Below are 17,950 nucleotides of genomic sequence, written 5' to 3'. Positions count from 1 at the left end.
TTGGTCAACTGTACTTGGGCGCGGTAGAGACGCTTGGCTCGGGCGAACTCGAGGACTGGGCGACGTCAGATCCGTCCGGTTCGTCGTGCCCGGGCACGGACGATTCGCCGGTGGTGGATATGTCTTCGGCCCCGGCGGATTTGAAGATATCTTTGGCTCGGTCAATTTCATCCGAGTCTTCAGTGTGAACGGAGAGCAAGATATTGCCGGCCTTGACCTTGCCCTCATATTGCTTGGCCTCCAGCTCGGGGATGCCCAAGCCAATCAGTCCGCCGGTGATTCCACCTGCTGTCGCGCCGAGGGCCGCGCCACCGAGGGCGGCCATGATCGGACCCTGCGGCAATGAAGGGCCCGACCCCCGGAATGGCCAGGGCGCCTATGCCCACGATCCAACCCAACGCGCCGCCCACGACGCCGCCTGCGCCGGCTCCGGCAGCGGCGCCTTCTGGGGCCTTAGTGTTTTTCTCGTGCGCGAAATCGCGGGTGGTCCCCTTGTCGGGAAACAACACGGAGATGTCGTTGTTCGAGAAGTTCGCCGACCTGAGTTGATCGACAATACGATCCGCCTGCTGGCGGGAGGTGGCGATACAGAATACTGACTTTTTAGACATGCAATTTTCTTTGGTTAAATTGATTTGGTTTCTTTGCGGATTTTTCGATTTAGATACTGCTGGTGGCTACTGCCACTTCCAGTTGGTTGTCCACATTCGCGGCGCGGGCAATCCGGTTGGCGATCTCTCCGATCAACCGTTTCTCTTCAGCGCTGTTAACGGGTCCCCGCAAAGTGACTTTGCCGTCCTTGGTGATGACTTTCACGTTTTTGCCATTTATAGATGGGTTTTGGGTCGCGTTGATCTCTTTGCGGATGGAAGCCGTAGTGGCGGTATCCGCCTTGCTGTTGCCCTGATCCATTGGGGTGAGGGTCCGGTCGTTCCGGTCGCGTAAATTGCGGTCGGTGTTGTCCGCATCCGACGTCACAGCGTTGGCTTTCTCCCCGTTGTTCAATCGGTCCGTCCGTTGATTCCGGGTTAATTCATCACGCCCAAAATTCGACCGATCGGTACGAGAATAGGTGGAACGCTCGCGATCATACTCGTAGTCACTAGCGTCGAAATCCCCCGCTTCCTGTTCTGCGATAGCTACAATGTTTTCTTTTGAGTATCCTTGAAGGACTAAATGGTCCTTGTCTTCAGCGCTACGCGTCAGGCTGCTCATGGGCACACGGACTACATCGTCGCCAATTCCCATCAGTCCACCAACGGAAATAAATACATAGGAGCCAGGTCTGTTATTGGCATTCTCGTTGGTGGCATAACGGGAGTTGCTGTCTTCTAGGTGGTTCTTGTTGCTATCGATGGCACTATCGGAAGAACGCTTGCCCGACTTGTCATTGCCTTGGAGACCAGCCACGGAATGGAGTTTATACCCCAGACTGATATCTTTAACATCGCCAATCTTTTCTCCTGCCCCGTCGTAAACGGAAGAACCAAGAATATTTTTTGCGGTCGAAATTTGATCCAAATAATCCTCAGAGACTCTGGCTACATCTCCCCCGGATCCGGAGGACCACGATTGATCACCGGGAACAGCGGACGTTTTATCGCCGGCCATGATCGGATTGATGGCTATCGCCAGCGATGCGATGGCCAGCGTTTGTATTGTATATTTTATTTTCATCTTATATGTTATATGTTGGATTTATTATGACAATCTCATAGGTCACGCGGCGAAGTGAAATGCCCGTTTTGGTTCCATATTGGATAACCAGATCTTTACGGAACCTGTTCACTACCGGCTTCCACTCTAACATGAGAAATCCACATAAAATATGGGTTATAACCCCCCAAAAAAACATGAGCCTGTCCTAGCTAAGGAATAATATTAGGATGGAGGAATGTATAAAAGAAGCAGTCGAACCAGCCCTCGCAAGCAAGGGGAGCTGATCAAGCTCTTCGTTGCGGGATCCACAGCCAGGGCGGCTGCGGAGATCGTCGGCGTTCACAGGAACCCGCCGCCTCCACTGGGTAATACCCCATTTCGCTCACTGACGGCACGGCGTATATTCTGACGAATATATGACAACCGCACTATCCACTCCACAAAAAGCATCAAACGCACCCAACGCAAAAAAGAAGAGCAAGGCTTATCAAAGCGTGAATCCCTATGACGGGAAAGTCTTCAGGACGTTTGAAGAAATGACCGACCCGCAGCTCGAAACCGCTATCCAAACCGCCGCAGACTGTTTCGAGACCTGGCGGAATACATCCTTTGCCGAACGTGCGACTATCGTCGCCAAAGCCGCCGCTCTCATGCGGGAGCAAGCGGATAATTTCGCCAACCCGGTGACGCTCGAAATGGGCAAGCTCATCGCCGAATCGCACGGTGAAGCCGCCTTGAGCGCGGACATCATCGAGTACTACGCGAAAAACGCGGAAGGCTTTCTCGCCACGGAAAAACTGAAGCCGGCTTCCGGCGAAGCGGAAATCGTCAGCAGTCCAATCGGCGTGCTCTTTGGCGTGCAGCCGTGGAATTTCCCCTACTATCAGCTCGCCCGCTTTGTCGCCCCCAATCTGATGGCGGGTAATGTGGTGATGGTGAAACACGCCGGCTGCGTGCCGCAGTGCGCCATCGCGTTCGAAAAACTGTGGCGGGATGCCGGGGCGCCCGCTGGCGCATACACCAATCTTCAGATTTCGCACGAGCAGGTTAACCAAGTGATTGACGATCCGCGCATCAAGGGCGTCGCCTTGACCGGCAGCGTAGAGGCCGGAAAAATCGTGGCCGAGCGAGCTGGCAAAAACCTAAAGAAGTCCACCATGGAACTGGGCGGCAGCGACGCCTTCATCGTGCTCGACGACGCCGATCTCGCGAAGACTGTGAAATGGGCGGTCTGGGCAAAGATGAACAACATGGGCCAATGCTGCGTCGCCGGCAAACGATTCATCGTGGTCGACTCTTTGGCCGACAAATTCCTCGAAAAATTTCAAGCCGCCCTCGCCGCCCTGAAGCCAGGCAACCCGATGGACAAGGAAACGACCCTCGGTCCGCTTTCCACAGAAGGCGCGCTCTTGAAATTGCTCGATCAGGTCAAAGAAGCCGTCGCCAAAGGAGCCACGCTGGTGATGGGCGGCAAACGAATTGATCGCCCCGGTTCCTACATGCAGCCGACGATTCTTACCAATATCAAACCGGAGAACCCCGCGTTCCGCGACGAGTTTTTCGGACCGGTCGCCCTCATCTTCCGCGTCAAAGACGAAGACGAAGCCATCGCGCTAGCCAACGATTCGGACTTCGGCCTTGGCGGCTCGGTCTTCACCAAGGACATCGCCCGTGGCAAACCGTATCGAAACCGGAATGGTATTCATCAACCACCCGACCTGGACGGCGGCGGATCTCCCCTTCGGCGGCATCAAGAACTCCGGCTATGGACGCGAACTTTCCAGCCTAGGCATCCAGGAATTCGTAAACAAAAAGTTGATACGCGTCGCTTCAATCGACGCGGCTAGTTGATTGCGAACGTCTCGTATACTTTTGCCCGCTTAAGATTGGGAAAGCAGAACGTTTCTCCTACTATGCGCGTGGGCGACTCCGCGGTTGGACTAGAGGCGTGCACCCGATTACTCGAATGCCTGCCGGCCGATAGCGGAGCCGCGATTGCAATCGTCAGTCACGTGAGAAACATGACTACCCAACTTCACGAGATCCTCCCAAGCTTCTTCTCCATGCCGGTGGAGCTGATCACAGAGAAATTCGATATCCAGCCCCGATCGCGTCTAAATCCTTCCGACCCAGCGTGACTTGAATACGCTCGATGGAGAATTTCGGCTTCGACCTGTATCCAAAACTCGGGGATGTCGCGACGTGATCACCGTCTTCCTGCGATCTCTCACCAGTCACTAGGAAGGCAAGCTGATCGCCGTCATCGTCCGGATACGATGGCGACGGGGCCGACGCTCGATGCGGCGTAGAAGAAGCGGGGGCATTCCCATCTCGCAAACCCACGATACAGCAGCGCAGGCCGACATGCCTGAGATGGCATCGCAAGCGGGTACATCGACTTCGTCCACTCACGCGAAGATATTGACGCCAAAATAGTCCAAATCGCTCAGGTAGCACAAACGCATCCGCGACGAGAGCGCGCGCATTCGGGCAATGAGCGACGATCCCATATTCCTCTTCGCCAGCGGGTTATGCCCCATAGCCAATTCCGCGAGAACTCGCTAGTATGCTTCGACGACTAAACCAACAGACGCGCATATTCGTTGTTAGAGCGCATTTTGAACTTTTGCAGTTTCTGGAGCCAAATATGAGGAATCCAGAAAGGGAGGAAAGCCCGGGTGAATGGGGATTCGCCCGGGCTTGTTCGCGGAACCAAGCGCGACGGCCGAGATCGTGTCCCGAGCGTCCTTGAGCAACCGTACGGTTGCTTGGAGATGGTGATTCTGGGCTGGCTGCCCGCGAGAAGGCATCGTTAGCAAACGGGCGTACGGGAGGGACGGCGACTCGGGCGAAGATGCGTGAAGCGATCCGGCACGGTACGTTTTAAACCGAGGAGGACAGAGTTTCCCAAACTGATATCCCAAGCACCGAGCACAGTGGGTTATACCCCATGTGCTCGCGGCGCCCTTTAGCATAGGATGCTCCCACCGGACGTCCCCGCAGTATCCACTTTCGAGGAGGCTTCCTCTTCGCGAAACGACGCCGTCGGCGGTTCCGGTAATTCCTTCATTCTGATGCGAACTTTGCTAGGTAGCGCGAAACAGTCAAACGTGTGGCTCGCCACGAAGCGGGCCTGGGCACGATGGGTGGAAGAGGATGGAGACCAACGCGCCGCCGCCTTTTCCTACTACCTACTGCTCTCGCTCCTGCCTTTGGCCATTCTGCTCGTGACGGCGGGTTCGCTGTTCGTCGGGCGAGAAGAGGCGACGCAAGCGATCGTGAAGTTGGTAGAGCACTACACGCCACTGACCAGCGAGCAGAAGAGCGGGGCCGAGGCGGGTATTCACAAATGGCTGCAGGAACGCGGCAAGATCAGCCTAACGGCGCTACCACTGTTGCTTTGGGGTGCGCTGAAATTCCAGCGCACCCTGATTCGGACCACCAACCGTATTTGAAATCTGGAGCCGTACAACTGGTGGCGCCTGCCTTTTAAAAGTCTCGTCTTGCTCGGCATCACGACCAGCGCGGCGCTAATCGGAGTCCTGCTGCCCAGCCTAGCGCGGCTCGTACAGGAATGGCTCAACGGCTATCTCGAATTTCCCCGGTGGGCCTTCGGACTGTTGTTTTATCTGCTCCCGTGGCTCGTTCTATATTACGGGTTGGTCATGATCTACAAAATGGCCCCGAGTCGCCCCACTCGATTTTCCGAAGTGTGGCTCGAAGCCTTGGGCGCGACGGTCCTAATCCGGCTTGGCGAGCTGCTGTTTCTGGCTTACGCGGTCAGCTTCTCCAACTTCAACATGCTCTACGGCGCCTTGGGCGGCATGGTAGCGCTTCTGATTTGGGTCTATCTCTCTGGCTGCGTGGTCGTGCTAGGCATTTGCGTTATCGCAACGCGAGCGGAGGCACAGAGCGCAAGCGAGGTCGTTCAATCCGATCTAAAACCAGAGTAACCCAATCCTGCCCCATGAACCAAACTACTCGGAAGAGAAGAAGGAACTCGTAAACAGAAAACTGATACAGGTCGATCGGGCCGGAGCGGAGGCCTGATCGCGGCGCGTCCCACTTCCTCAAACGAGCAACCGCCATGACCCCTACCGGTGAAGATATGAAGACCGAATCTCCAGCCAACGACTTTCCCATCGTCTGCGTGGGCGGTTCGGCGGGGGGTCTCGATGCGTACATCCGTTTGTTGAAATGCCTACCAGCAGATATGGGGGTCGCGATTGTTATCGTTAATCACGTGCGGAACGTGGCGACTCAGCTTCACGAAATCCTGCCCCGTTTCACGACCATGCCGGTGGAACTGATCACGGATAAATTGGAAATCCGCCCTGATCATGTGTTCATCATTCCGACCCAGCGCGATCTCCATGTGCTCGACGGGGAATTTCGGCTGCGGCCGGTATCCAAACCGCGAGGCTGGTCCGACGTGATCACCGTCTTTCTGCGTTCCCTAACCAAGCGCTGGAACGGGAAACTGATGGCGGTGATCGTCTCGGGATACGATGGCGACGGGGCCGACGCCCTGTGCGGCATCAAGGAAACGGGAGGCATAACCATCGCCCAGAAACTCGACACCGCCGCCCAGCCGGACATGCCCGAAAGCGCCATCGCCAGCGGGTGCATCGACTTCGTTCTTTCTCCCGAAGATATCGCTGCGAAAATTGCCCAAATCGCTCACGTGGCGACTGAGTAACGGTGAGGCGTATTCGGAATTTTAGTCAGAACTCCCTCCTTAAACGACAACAGCCTATCGAATCGCGACGCCTTATTTTCCCACGTTCGCAAAGAGATGGAGCGTGGCTCAGTCAGCTCCGGAATCCGAGAAGACCATTTGCCCACTATAGCATTGCGGCCTCCGGTAGTCGCCAATACCGTCAAGGGAGCATTTGGGCTCGTATCTTAGTGAACTGCTTAGGCCCCCCATGCTCTCTCACTTGCCGACGGTTGTATGAGCCGTACGTCAGTCCAACCGTCACGGACACCCTCAAATAATGGGAAAAAAGACCCCTTCGAATCCACCGAAAAAAAACACTGCCCGTCCGCGCAAAGCGATCGCCAAGAAAGCGAAGGAACCTTCGCTTGGCTCCAGCCTCGATTTCCCCATCGTGGGCATCGGCGCCTCCGCGGGAGGGCTGGAGGCCTTGGAGCAATTTGTGCAGCACGTGCCGCGCGGCTGCGGCATGGCCTTCGTGGTCATTCAGCACCTCGATCCCACGCGAAAAGGGCTCATGCCCGAGCTGCTTCAGAAGGCGACATCCATGGACGTCATCCAGGTCCAGGATCGAACGAAAATCCATCCCGACTGCGTCTACGTGATCCCGCCAAACAAGGACATGTCCATCCTGCATGGCGTGCTCCATTTGTTCGAGTCCACCGTCTCCCGCGGCTTGCGCTTGCCTATCGACTACTTCCTCCGCTCGCTCGCGCAAGACCGGCAGCAGTCCAGTATCGGGGTCATCCTCTCCGGCATGGGCTCGGACGGAACGCTGGGGATGCGCGAGATCAAGGACAAGGCAGGCCTTACCTTCGCCCAGGATCCGGCCAGCGCTCGCTTCGATAGCATGCCGCGTAGCGTCATTGATGCGGGATTGGCCGACGTGGTGGACGCTGCCGATAAGCTGCCTGCTCGAATTCTATCCTGCCTCAAACGCCCCCCGATTGCCAGCCCGGCCGACGAAAGGGTTGATCCCAAGACCCAAAGCGCCCTCGATAAGATTCTCATCCTCCTGCGTTCCCGCAGCAGCCACGACTTCTCCGGCTACAAGAAAAACACGCTCTACCGCCGGATCGAGCGTCGTATGGCGATCCACCAAATTGAGAAGATCGCCACCTATGTGAGCTACCTGCAGGAAAATCCTCAGGAACTGGACCTGCTCTTCAAGGAGCTGCTCATTGGCGTTACCAGTTTCTTTCGTGACCCCGCGGCTTGGGAAACGCTGCGCTCTAAGATCCTCCCGGAACTGATCAAGGCCCGCTCCCATGGTCCGTTTCGCGCCTGGGTGACCGGATGCTCGACCGGAGAGGAGGCCTATTCCCTCGCCATCGCTATCCGCGAGGCCATGGACGAGGTCGACCCGCACAAGAAAGACTTCAAGTGCCAGATCTTCGCGAGCGATCTCGACAGCGACGCCATTGCCAAGGCCCGCGAAGGGGTCTTTGTCGAGAACATCGCGGCGGACATGTCCCCGGAACGCCTCCGCCGCTTTTTCGTCAAGGTGGAACGCGGCTATCGAATCCGTCCGGAGATCCGCAAGATGGTGGTCTTCTCGCCGCACAACCTCATCATGGATCCGCCCTTTACCAAGCTGGACTTCCTCAGCTGTCGTAACCTCTTGATCTACCTCACTCCGGAGATGCAGAAGCGGCTGTTTCCAATTTTCCACTACAGCCTCAAGCCGGGGGGCGTTCTCATGCTGGGCAGCGCGGAAACCGTGGGCTCCCAAACCGGACTGTTCACCGCCCGCGACAGCAAGTCGCGCATCTTTCAGCGAACGGAATCGGCCGTTCGACCCGAGCCCATCGACTTTCCGTCCAAGTCGTCTTCTTTGAGCGGGGATACATGGAACGATTCACCTGCGCCGTCCAAGGGCCATCACAGCCTGCAAAGCTTGGCCGAGCAGCTGATCCTGCAGCGCTACGCCCCGGCGACCGTCCTGACCGATGAAAAGGGCAATGTCGTCCACATCAGTGGGCGGACGGGAAAGTACCTCGAGCCCGCCGCGGGCAAGGCCAACTGGAACCTCTTCGCCATGGCTCGCCAAGGCCTCCGCTACGAGCTAACCCGGGCCTTCCAGAAAACCTTGCACGACGAGGGCCGCGTTGTCGTGAAGGCCGTTAAAATCGAGGAAAGCGATTCCCCGCAGTACGCCGACCTAACCGTCGAGAAAATCGATTCCCAGGAGCCGCTGGCCGGGATGGTGATGGTGGTGTTCAGCGAAACTGCTGCCGCTCCGACCCGGTCGAAACGCCGCTCCAAGAAATCCGATGCCGAGAACCCGCAGGTCAAGGAACTGGAGCAGGATTTGCAGCGAGCTCACGCGGAGCTTCAGAGCAGTCGCGAGGAGATGCAGTCCTCTCAGGAGGAACTTCGGTCCGCCAACGAGGAGATGCAGTCCACCAACGAGGAGATGCAGTCCACCAACGAGGAGCTTACCACCTCCAAGGAGGAAATGCAGTCGCTCAACGAAGAGCTGCAAACCGTCAATGCCGAGCTGCAGGGCAAACTGGACGAGCTCTCCCGCTCCAACAACGACATGAAGAACCTGCTCAACAGCACCGAAGTCGCCACCCTCTTCCTCGACAACGACCTCAGCGTCCGCCGTTTTACCAGTCCCGCTGCCAAGATCATCAAGCTCATTCCCAGCGATGTAGGACGCCCCATTACCGACCTCGCTTCCGAGCTGCTCTACCCGGAACTGGCCGACGACGTCAACGAGGTGCTGCGCAAGCTTGGCTCCATAGAGAAATCGGTGCGGGCCAGCGACGACCGCTGGTTCACCGCCCGCATCATGCCCTACCGAACGCTGGACAATCGAATTGAGGGGGTGGTCATTACCTTCTGGGACATCACCGACGCCAAAAGGCTGGAGGCGGAATTGCGTCGCATCCAGGGCGAGCTGGAAAGCCGGCTGGCCGACAAGACCTTGGAGACCGACCAAGCCAAGGGCGAACTGAAAGCCTCCCGCGCACGCGAGAGCAAGCGAGATCGGGAACCGTCGCGGTCAAAAAAAGCTCCCTAGCCCCGAACTGCCATGACCAGAAAAAAGAAAGCTGCCGCTCAGACGCCTGGGCCTGAGGCGAAACGTCCAGGGCAAGACAGCGATGCGCGATCGGAGAGCGACGTGCAGAAGCTGTTGCACGAGCTCGAAGTCCATCAGATCGAGCTGGAAATTCAGAACGACGAGCTAAGGCTCGCTCGCGACGAAGCGGAAGACGCCAGAGCGAAATACGCCGATCTCTATGATTTCGCTCCCGTCGGCTTCCTCACGCTTGACCAGAGCTCCCTCATCAAAATGGTGAACCTTTCAGGCGCCAGTCTCCTCGGTATGGAGCGGTCTCGCCTCGTTGGCCGCTCCTTCGCCCTGCATCTCGCCTCGCCCTTCCGCTCGGATTTTCTCGCGTTTCTGGAACGCGTGTTCGCCACAGAGGAAAAGCTATCAATCGATCTCGAACTACTCGTCGAAGGCCAGGAGAACCGTCCGGTGACCGTCGAGGCCCGCCGCGCCCCCGAAGCGGCCTCCGAATGCCAGTTGACCGTGGCCGACATTACCGAGCGAAAGCGGGCAGAGGCGGCGCTTCAACGCAACGTCGCTCTTTTCACCAACCTTTTCGAGCAAGCACCTATTTGCGTCCTTTTCATCGACTCCGCCTTCCGGCTCCAGCAGGCGAATAAAATGGCAGAGCCGAACTTCGGAGACTTGGTTTCTTGTCTCGGTCAGGACTTTCGCGAAATCCTTGGGCAGCTTTGGCCCAAGCGCGTTGCGGACCGCCTCGCCGCCCGCTTCCGGCATACCCTCGAGACAGGCGAGCTCTACATCGCTCCCGAATTTCGCGAGCGGCGCAAGGACACGAAGGAAATGGAGGACTACGAATGGCAGATCCAAAGGCTGACACTCCCGGATGGCGACTATGGCGTGGTGGCATTTTTCAACAACATCACCGAACGCCGAAAGGCGCAAAGCGCTCAGCTGAAGCTCAACCTGCTCACCGCCTCGAATTTGAAGCTCAAGGAGGCAATCGCGCGCCGCAAGGCCATCGAGAAAACCCTTCGCAAAGCGAAGCGGAAGTTAGCCGAACTCCTGAAGCAATCGGACTGCCAGCAGATTCAACTGCGCGACCTCTCCCACCGCATCATCGAAGCGCAGGAGCAGGAACGGAAACGCATCAGCCGCGAGCTGCACGACGTCGTGCTGCAATCGCTGGCCGGCATCAATTTTCAACTGGTGGTCGTTGGCAAATACTTGGCGGAAGATCCACAGAAGTTGCAGCAAAAGGTCGAACGGGCCCAGGGCTTGGTGCAGGACTCCATGGACCTCGTGCACACCTTCGCCCGCGAGTTGCGACCGTCCGTCCTAGACGACCTTGGGCTGATGCCCGCCCTCAATGCCCTCATCAAAAACTATTTGGAAGACAGTGGATTGCGCATCGATCTCAAGGTCTTCGAAGGCGTCGAATGTATCGAAGGTGTCGAACGCATCACGCTATACCGCGTGGTTCAGGAAGCGCTCGCCAACGTCGCCCGCCATGCCCAAACAGACCGTGCGGAAGTCAGCATCCAACGCCACCGCGACACCATCCGCTTGGAAATCACCGACTATGGAGAGGGCTTCGACACACGGGCCGAACGCCTTGCCCGCAAGAAAGGCCGACTGGGCATGCTCGGGATGAAGGAGCGCGTGGAAATGGTCGGCGGCGTCTTCACCGCGCGCTCGACCCTTGGAAAATCAACCACCATTCGCGTCGAGCTTCCCCTTCCCAGTCAAGACGTTGTGTCCAGCAAGCCTTGAGGAGGCTCGGTCGCGGCGCGAAGCCGTCCCCCGCAACATCCGTCGATTCAACAACGGGCGCGGCAATCCCAAGTCGGGCAGACGGTACGAATTGGCCGTGCCACGATGCTCAATATCCGGCGAAAACTCGTCTGCGCCTTACTCTAAAACGCCTTGGGATTTCCCGCAGGCGCCGGAGACCTGTATCCATTTTTCGGATTCACGCTCAGCTCGATGATCGCCGTCGTCGCAATGAGCCTGCGGAAAGTCACTTTGTTGAGAAAGGCCACTGATAGCTCCCAACGCCATGGGCGCAAGGCCCCATCGTGCAGAGCGTACCGAAGCGCTATCATTAGCCCATGAATATGCTACTACTCATTCTCGTTCTCTTGCTTCTTTTCGGCGGCGGTGGTTTCTACTTCGGCGGCGCCACTATCGGCGGCGTTAGCATCGGCGCCATCCTCCTCGTCTGTCTCGTCATCTACCTCATGGGTGGTTTCCGTACACGGCTCTAACATGCCGAGACGGTTATCAAAAACCAACTACGTCAACGCATGAACAATCCACCCGCGGCGCTTTGGGCGGCATGATCGACCTCTGCATTGGGAGTCTGGTCGCTCATCGCAATTCTCGTCGTGGTCGTCTTCCTCTTTGCCCTGAGCAAAAAGCGGCGCAGGGAATCGTTTCCAGCAGATCCAGCCTCCTATCCGCTCGTATCCAATTCCATCGTTGCCCAGCAAAAGGGTTTCGGCGGGAACCTCTTGCGGGCGCCTCCCTTCTCGGGTCAGGGACGAGCCAATGCTATCCTTCTGCTCTCCTTCCAATCCAATCCGATCAACCAAGGTGACATAAAACGGAGCGTCGAACCATCGACCGTTCGATCACACGGTTTGCGTTTGCTATAGGAGTCCTCTGCCCGACGCACTTTTGCCTAGTCCAGACTGAACAGAGGCAAGAACGACCAAACCCGCTCGGGCAAGCGCGGCATAGCTCCGGAATCGCGGACTCTCCTTGCGTGGAAAAACGAGGCCCAAGGCAATCACCCACGGCGCATAGGGCAGAAAGGGTCGAAGCATGCCCTGCAGAATTCCAGCCTTGCGTATCCAAAGCAATGGCCGCGCGCCACGCTCAATTGTTTCCACACAAGCGCGACGACGGCGCTCGATGGTTTCGAGGCGCCTCGCTTTGTGAAGGGCAAGCCGAGCTAACTCGCGTCGCGAGTACATTTCCGATCCCCTTTCGATTTCCTCGATCGTGCCGGCAAACGATTGCGACTGCCCAGTCAGGTAGCGACGAAAGGCTATGATGATGGCAATGAAAACCGCACTGAAAAAGCAGCCCATCCCTCAAGCGCTGCGAGTCGGGCGCTTTCCCAAAAGAAGTAGACAATTGTGAGACTGACGAAGGACAAGGCCATGGCCGCCGCGAATACAGCCGTGCTGATCCAGACGAAAATTTGGACCAGTCGAAAAACTCCCCTTGCACCTCGATCGAAAACAGCTCGACCCGCGCTCGAAGAATACCGAACAAGTTATCCCCTAGTTGGCGCAACGCTCCGAAAAGCCCCGTTGCATTCGAAAAAGTATCCATCCTCGTGGAGCAAGCGCCCTTTATTTGGAGTTGCCACGTCCTGTCACTGCACCCACGAGAAGACCAATGCCGGCGGCAATGGCAAGCGACTGGTATGGATTCGCCCGCACGCTAGCATCTGCGCTCTTCGCGACCGAAGCTACACGAGTCTTCGTATCCGTATACAGTTCTTCGATACGAAGCTGCGTGCGATCGAAGCGATCGCGCAAGCTTTCATGATCGCCATGGATCGACGCTTTCGACGAAGCCTTGTGGATAAGCTTTTCCGCTTCCGACACAAGGGCGCGCAAATCGTCCAGCAGTTTTGTAGGGGAATCTTGAGTTGTTTTATCGTTTTTTTTCATTGGTGTAATGTTGTCGAACAAGGGTGTTTGGTTCGCTCCCCCTAATGTGGCGCAACGCAGAACGGCAAGCGCCGATCCTACGATTGCCTTGAGTTGCCCCGGAACAGGCCAGCAAGACCTATCGCGAGAAGCGTCACGCCCCCAACCATCATCCAGATCGCTTCATCCGTTGGCGAACCCGTAAAGAAACGGGAGAACGACGAACCGATGGAATCGGCGGCGCTCAAGCCGTAAACAATGAGAGCGCCGCCACAGACCGAAAGGCCAATTGAAAATATTCTATTCATACGTCTATATTCCCCATGCAGGCTTCTTCTTCAAAACGGCCAGCATATACGAGGAACAGCATCCCCGCCATGGGGCCTAACCCGCATGGAGTCGATAAGGCCCGCTGCGCTACCCTTCGATCAGAAGGCTCATCGCACCCCTTCCGACCTTCGCTCCTCGAGGAGTTCCTGAAACGTCGAGGTCAACGAAAACCCGAGTAGGCGAAGACCCCGTAGCCTGAGAAACCGCGAGCCTATATAATGCCCTCCTACCGAGAAAAACGAAACCGATGCTGACAGACACGAAAACACTCTCCCCAAAGCCCATCCAGTCTTCCCAAGGGAAGATGGGCCGCGTCGCCGACTTCTACGTCGACGACAGAATCTGGAGAATACCGTATTTGGTCATGGAAACGGATTCGTGGCTACGCGGACGCCTGGCCCTTCTCGCCCCGGTCGCCTTCGACCCGAACGCGTTTGCCAGCCTGGATGCCTTTCGCGTCAATCTAAGCAAGGACCAAGCGGAAAACTGCCCGCCGTTCGATAGCTTCCCGGCAGTTCCTCGCTCCTACCTGCAAAGGGTCCAGCAGCACTATCAGTGGGAGGACTGCTCTTCGGATGTGGACAAAGGAAACACAAGCATCGGGGGAATGGACGCTCCCGTTCAACCGAGCCAGCTATCAGGCGACGAGAGTCACGTGCGAACCTTAAAATCGTTCTCGGGCCTTCGCCTCCATGCGAGCGATGGCCCTATCGGCAGGCTCGTCTCAATGACTATGGACACCCGAACATGGGAGATCGCCGAACTCGTGATCGAGATCGGACATTGGTTATCGGTGAAAAGGATCCCGATTCTTCCAGATTCAGTGAATCGCATCGACTACGATGACGCTACCATTCACGTCACATTGACTAAAGATGAAATTCGGGAAACGCGAGACACCGACGTTGCCCAACATGCTGTAGTCTTTTAACAAATACAACAAGCCCATCCTAAACAGGAACACGAACCAATCGCATTTATGAAATCAATTCCGTCAACCATTCTCCTCATCTCTTTGGTCGCTATGGCAAGCGGCTGCTCATCTTTGGGCTACAAAAAAGCCCAAGACACCTCGTCCTCCTTGCGAGAAACTGCGCAAAGCATCGAAGATAGCATACCGCCGCTCGACGCGGTCATAGTCGCTCTCGGGGACCTTGCGCAGACGCCGAACGAAAACATCGTCAACCAATACCAAAGCTACCGGTCCGCCCTAAGCGAGCTGGAATCTTCCATTGGACTGATCAACTCCAGGGCGCAAGACATGCAGCTTCTCGGAGATGCCTACTTTCTCAACTGGGAGGGCGAACTCGCGAAAATCCGGAGCTACGATATTGCGACGGACAGTCGCGATCGTAAGGCGATTGTATCCAAGAAATTCAACTCGCTGAGCAAGAGCTATGTATCACTGAACCAATCGCTTGTCCCCTTTATGTCAGACCTGGCCGACATTCGTACCGTCCTTGGCACCGACCTGACGAAAAACGGGCTGAAGTCCGTCGAAGACTCTCTCAAGAAGGCGAACCGCGATGGCGCTCGTATTCGCAACTCCCTCTCTGGTCTCTCCGAGGGCTTTCGCGATCTGGGCATCGAAATGGGGACCTCCTCATCCGCTACAGCCTACGCTCAATAGGCCCGACTGGCTCTCAAACCGAAAAACACCAGCTCCCTCGCCCCGCATATTCGCCCCCTTTATTAAGTCGTCTTTTATAGGAAATAGAATCCGAGAAACCTCGCAGGCTTACCTTCGGATATCCGTCCCCTGAAGCTTGGCTCCAAGGCATACCTCTGTCCCTCCCTGCAGCCTATAGGTTGGACCCTGCCGCAAGCGCCCGCCAACGAAACAATCCCGTTAAGGAAAATGCCTATCGCCATGCCAGCGCTCGTCGTCGCTTCATGGCGACGGAGCAGCATCCAGAAAACGGGGCAAGCGGCAGGTCGGCGCCCTACTCCAGCCTTCTCGCAGGCGAGAGCTTGGTCGCGTTCTCCTGTATCCAACTCTCCAACACGCGAAGGATAAAGCAGCGCAAACCCTGAGGTTGCCACGTTTCCGCGGAGCGGTTCGATTCGGAACCGTATCTTCGAAATGCGGAACCATCGTTGAGAATCAAGAATAGCGCCTTCTTGTCGGAGCCACGATCCGGGAGAGAAGATAGGCAACCAACGGGATCCCGGCCAGGACTACGAGCAAGAGCTTGTCCTGAAAAAGCTCATAGAATAAGAGGGAAAGAATCGCGGCGAAGGAATCCTCACGGCTCAGCCCGAAGGCGATCAATGCGAAGCCTATTGCAAAACCGCTTATTATTAAGAAAGGTTTCATAAAAAAGATTTGGGAGGCAGGTCTCTGGCAAGAACCATCCAGGCGTCGTTATCGACAGACCCAACCGAAGCTCGAAACGCAAAGATTAACCGTTGGTCATCGGTTTGGAAATAGGGCGCAACCCGCTCCCCTTGATCGCGGCCTCGCATTCAGGCGCGTCGATTCTTCCTGACATCCCGAAATCCGACTAGTCGCCTGGCCTCTTCGTCCCACAGGCGCAGCCGCAAGGCGCCCAGACTCGACCGAAGGGTCACCGGCTTAACCGAACGAAAGAGCGGGTCGGACCGATGACAGGCTTCCAGCCGATAGTTCGGGACGCGGGCGCTCAAATGATGAACGTGATGGTATCCAATATTCCCCGACAACCATTGCAGCGCTTTCGGCAGGCGATAGAAGGAGCTTCCTTTCAACGCAGCGTCGACAAAGCTCCATTCGTCGCCACGTTCCCAATACACGTCTTCAAATTGATGCTGCACATAGAAAAGCCAGACGCCCGCCGCCCCGCTCACCGCGAGAATCACAAGCTGAATAAAAACGTAGGCCTGCCAGCCAAACAACCAGCTCAGCACGACGGCCAGAGCCACCAGACAAACATTCGTCCAGAGAACGGAACGCCGTTCCGGCTGGCCCGCTCCGGACGACGAGAAACGCTGCTTGATCAAAAAAAGAAACAAGGGCGCGAATACGAATAGCGTGATCGGATTGCGCGTCATTCGATAGCGAACCCGTTCCCAGGTCGACGCCTTCACATATTCATCGACCGTCATCGTTCCGACATCGCCCACGCCCCGCCGGTCGAGGTCCCCAGAGGTCGCGTGGTGCCGCGCGTGCTCCCAACGCCAGTGGGCGAAAGGAGTGAAGGTCAGGACTCCGGCAACGAAGCCCACCCAGGAATTAGCGTGTTTGGATGCGAAAAACGATCCGTGCGTACAGTCGTGGAAAATGATGAAAACGCGCACGAGAAACCCTGCTGCCAGAATGGCCAGACCAAGCGTTAGCCAAATCGACACCCCAAGCGTCAGATACATAAGCAGCCAGAGCGCTGCATAGGGCGTTAACGTATTGACGATCTGCCAATTCGCCCGCAAGGCCGCAGGCCGCTGAAATCTGGCCACCACACGTTTCCAAGCGTGAGGATCTTCTAACGAATCGGACGACTCGTCATTGATTCGATGGTCTTCTCTTCTATCCATTCGATCAGATTGTACCCGAATCGCCACTCCCGTATATGGAGTCTTACCCGCGCTCGGAGCTTCATATCCCTATCGATGGCAGGAACTCTCGAAAACGTTTTGCCCAAACCTGCAAAGCCCGTCCTGCAGCGGCAACGTTAGTCGGGTTGCGCCACATAGGCGCGGCCTCGCGGACAGCGTATTCTCCCTAAACAAGCAAGCTCCGGCCAACGCCTCGAGCGACAGCAACACTATCCCAAAACACCTTGGTTATGCCGAAACAAAAACCGCGTTCGCTCGATCTGCAGACGTAGTCACCAATCTCAAAGAAGTACTCGTCGATCAGGTTGAAGTCGCGGACCTTCTCGGTCGCTTTGCGCTGACGCTCCGAGCTCATAGGCTTATTTCCTTGGCAATTGCTAGGGCTTTGGACTTTAGCGCTATTCAGCCAGCAACTTCTTCAGCTCTGCGTTCTCCTTATCGATGTCCCGCAGACGCTGAGCCGCCTTGATTTCCATGCCTCCATACTTGCTTCTCCAGCTCTAGTAGCTCGAGCGCTTATGTTGCGCTTGCGACAGATATCCTCGGTCTTCAGCTCGGTATCCGCATCCCTGAGGATGCGAATGATCTCCTCTACGGTCCTTCTCGTCTTCTTCATGGATGTCTTCCTTTCGTATTCCACAGAAATAATCTCATCAGAAGTTGGCTAGTCTAACAGGGTCCTACCAACTCCGCGAGGGCCGATACCAAGCGACAGACTTCCTAGAAGCTTCGCATTTTTCAGAAGCCTATCCACTTGAAAATCTTCTCGCCAACTGGTCTGCCAAGACGACCGGTGCCTGAGCGCTGAGCCTATAGCTCGATACCATAAGGGCTACGAAATCGCGTCATATCACAATGGCGGCCGGCAGAAAATCGAATAGGTCCGCTCCTCTATATAGTATCTTGAAATAGACGACATTTGCAGCGACTTCCAAATCTCCGAGAGAATGCCAAGAAAACGCATCTACGGAATTAGAATCGAAACAGCAAAGGATCACCTAACAACGAGCATCACTCCGCACCCAT

16 protein-coding genes and 4 pseudogenes are annotated in these 17,950 nt (G+C 56.4%); 11 read left to right on the top strand and 9 right to left on the bottom strand.

All coding sequences use genetic code 11. The features are described from left to right. Nucleotides 1-4 precede the first annotated feature (4 nt). Nucleotides 5-611: pseudogene (locus tag QEH54_RS22930) on the bottom strand (DUF3341 domain-containing protein). 49 nt (nucleotides 612-660) lie between these two features. Beyond that, nucleotides 661-1,677, bottom strand: a complete 1,017-nt coding sequence (locus tag QEH54_RS17020; protein WP_309019910.1) for a BON domain-containing protein — start codon at nucleotides 1,675-1,677, stop codon at nucleotides 661-663. A 217-nt stretch (nucleotides 1,678-1,894) separates the two neighbouring features. Here QEH54_RS17020 and QEH54_RS17015 point away from each other — a divergent pair. The 7 genes and pseudogenes from QEH54_RS17015 to QEH54_RS16985 form a co-directional block, all read left to right on the top strand. Further along, nucleotides 1,895-2,005 (top strand): annotated as a pseudogene (locus QEH54_RS17015) (IS1595 family transposase); the annotation flags it as partial. Between the two features lie 70 nt (nucleotides 2,006-2,075). Further along, nucleotides 2,076-3,510 (top strand): annotated as a pseudogene (locus tag QEH54_RS17010) (NAD-dependent succinate-semialdehyde dehydrogenase). 62 nt (nucleotides 3,511-3,572) lie between these two features. Continuing rightward, nucleotides 3,573-3,797 (top strand): chemotaxis protein CheB, encoded by a 225-nt coding sequence (locus tag QEH54_RS17005; RefSeq protein ID WP_309019908.1) that lies wholly within the window; start codon nucleotides 3,573-3,575, stop codon nucleotides 3,795-3,797. Between the two features lie 840 nt (nucleotides 3,798-4,637). Beyond that, a pseudogene (locus QEH54_RS17000) lies at nucleotides 4,638-5,612 on the top strand (YihY/virulence factor BrkB family protein). A gap of 155 nt (nucleotides 5,613-5,767) precedes the next feature. Continuing rightward, nucleotides 5,768-6,358 carry a chemotaxis protein CheB gene (locus QEH54_RS16995; RefSeq protein ID WP_345785670.1) on the top strand — a complete coding sequence of 197 codons (591 nt, stop codon included), beginning with the start codon at nucleotides 5,768-5,770 and terminating at the stop codon, nucleotides 6,356-6,358. Nucleotides 6,359-6,656: 298 nt separating this feature from the next. Further along, complete coding sequence (locus tag QEH54_RS16990) at nucleotides 6,657-9,404, top strand: chemotaxis protein CheB (RefSeq protein ID WP_309019906.1); 2,748 nt, start codon at nucleotides 6,657-6,659, stop codon at nucleotides 9,402-9,404. Nucleotides 9,405-9,416: 12 nt separating this feature from the next. Continuing rightward, nucleotides 9,417-11,171 (top strand): PAS domain-containing protein, encoded by a 1,755-nt coding sequence (locus tag QEH54_RS16985; RefSeq protein ID WP_309019905.1) that lies wholly within the window; start codon nucleotides 9,417-9,419, stop codon nucleotides 11,169-11,171. A 143-nt stretch (nucleotides 11,172-11,314) separates the two neighbouring features. Here QEH54_RS16985 and QEH54_RS16980 read toward each other — a convergent pair whose 3' ends face one another. Beyond that, complete coding sequence (locus QEH54_RS16980) at nucleotides 11,315-11,503, bottom strand: hypothetical protein (RefSeq protein WP_309019904.1); 189 nt, start codon at nucleotides 11,501-11,503, stop codon at nucleotides 11,315-11,317. Nucleotides 11,504-11,509: 6 nt separating this feature from the next. Here QEH54_RS16980 and QEH54_RS16975 point away from each other — a divergent pair, with 6 nt between their 5' ends. Continuing rightward, nucleotides 11,510-11,665 carry a hypothetical protein gene (locus QEH54_RS16975; protein WP_309019903.1) on the top strand — a complete coding sequence of 52 codons (156 nt, stop codon included), beginning with the start codon at nucleotides 11,510-11,512 and terminating at the stop codon, nucleotides 11,663-11,665. Between the two features lie 1,095 nt (nucleotides 11,666-12,760). On the opposite strand, the gene QEH54_RS16970 is transcribed toward QEH54_RS16975, so the two are convergent. Further along, a complete protein-coding gene (locus tag QEH54_RS16970) occupies nucleotides 12,761-13,084 on the bottom strand; it encodes a hypothetical protein (protein ID WP_309019902.1) in 324 nt (107 codons plus the stop codon). Between the two features lie 77 nt (nucleotides 13,085-13,161). Then, nucleotides 13,162-13,371 (bottom strand): DUF3185 family protein, encoded by a 210-nt coding sequence (locus QEH54_RS16965; protein WP_309019901.1) that lies wholly within the window; start codon nucleotides 13,369-13,371, stop codon nucleotides 13,162-13,164. A 269-nt stretch (nucleotides 13,372-13,640) separates the two neighbouring features. Between QEH54_RS16965 and QEH54_RS16960 the strand changes: the two genes are divergently transcribed. The 3 genes from QEH54_RS16960 (at nucleotide 13,641) to QEH54_RS16950 (ending at nucleotide 15,427) form a co-directional block, all read left to right on the top strand. After that, the gene (locus tag QEH54_RS16960; protein WP_309019900.1) at nucleotides 13,641-14,324 is read left to right on the top strand and encodes a hypothetical protein; all 684 of its coding nucleotides are present in this window, start codon (nucleotides 13,641-13,643) and stop codon (nucleotides 14,322-14,324) included. A gap of 48 nt (nucleotides 14,325-14,372) precedes the next feature. Continuing rightward, nucleotides 14,373-15,023 carry a DUF2959 family protein gene (locus QEH54_RS16955; RefSeq protein WP_309019899.1) on the top strand — a complete coding sequence of 217 codons (651 nt, stop codon included), beginning with the start codon at nucleotides 14,373-14,375 and terminating at the stop codon, nucleotides 15,021-15,023. Nucleotides 15,024-15,202: 179 nt separating this feature from the next. Beyond that, the gene (locus QEH54_RS16950; RefSeq protein ID WP_309019898.1) at nucleotides 15,203-15,427 is read left to right on the top strand and encodes a hypothetical protein; all 225 of its coding nucleotides are present in this window, start codon (nucleotides 15,203-15,205) and stop codon (nucleotides 15,425-15,427) included. Nucleotides 15,428-15,497: 70 nt separating this feature from the next. Here the strand turns inward: QEH54_RS16950 and QEH54_RS16945 are convergent, their stop codons facing one another. The 4 genes from QEH54_RS16945 to QEH54_RS16930 form a co-directional block, all read right to left on the bottom strand. After that, on the bottom strand, nucleotides 15,498-15,710 hold the full coding sequence (locus QEH54_RS16945; protein WP_309019897.1) for a hypothetical protein: 213 nt from the start codon (nucleotides 15,708-15,710) through the stop codon (nucleotides 15,498-15,500). A gap of 149 nt (nucleotides 15,711-15,859) precedes the next feature. Continuing rightward, entirely contained in the window at nucleotides 15,860-16,903 is a 1,044-nt protein-coding gene (locus tag QEH54_RS16940; RefSeq protein WP_309019896.1) for a fatty acid desaturase, read from the bottom strand. A 187-nt stretch (nucleotides 16,904-17,090) separates the two neighbouring features. Continuing rightward, nucleotides 17,091-17,279: a hypothetical protein gene (locus QEH54_RS16935; protein WP_309019895.1), complete on the bottom strand. Its 189-nt coding sequence runs from the start codon at nucleotides 17,277-17,279 to the stop codon at nucleotides 17,091-17,093. Between the two features lie 63 nt (nucleotides 17,280-17,342). Next, nucleotides 17,343-17,540 (bottom strand): hypothetical protein, encoded by a 198-nt coding sequence (locus QEH54_RS16930; RefSeq protein WP_309019894.1) that lies wholly within the window; start codon nucleotides 17,538-17,540, stop codon nucleotides 17,343-17,345. Nucleotides 17,541-17,950: the final 410 nt, after the last annotated feature.

It is taken from the genome of Pelagicoccus sp. SDUM812003, assembly GCF_031127815.1.
Classification (GTDB): Bacteria; Verrucomicrobiota; Verrucomicrobiia; order Opitutales; family Opitutaceae; genus Pelagicoccus.
This window is presented reverse-complemented; position numbering and strand designations above follow the sequence as displayed.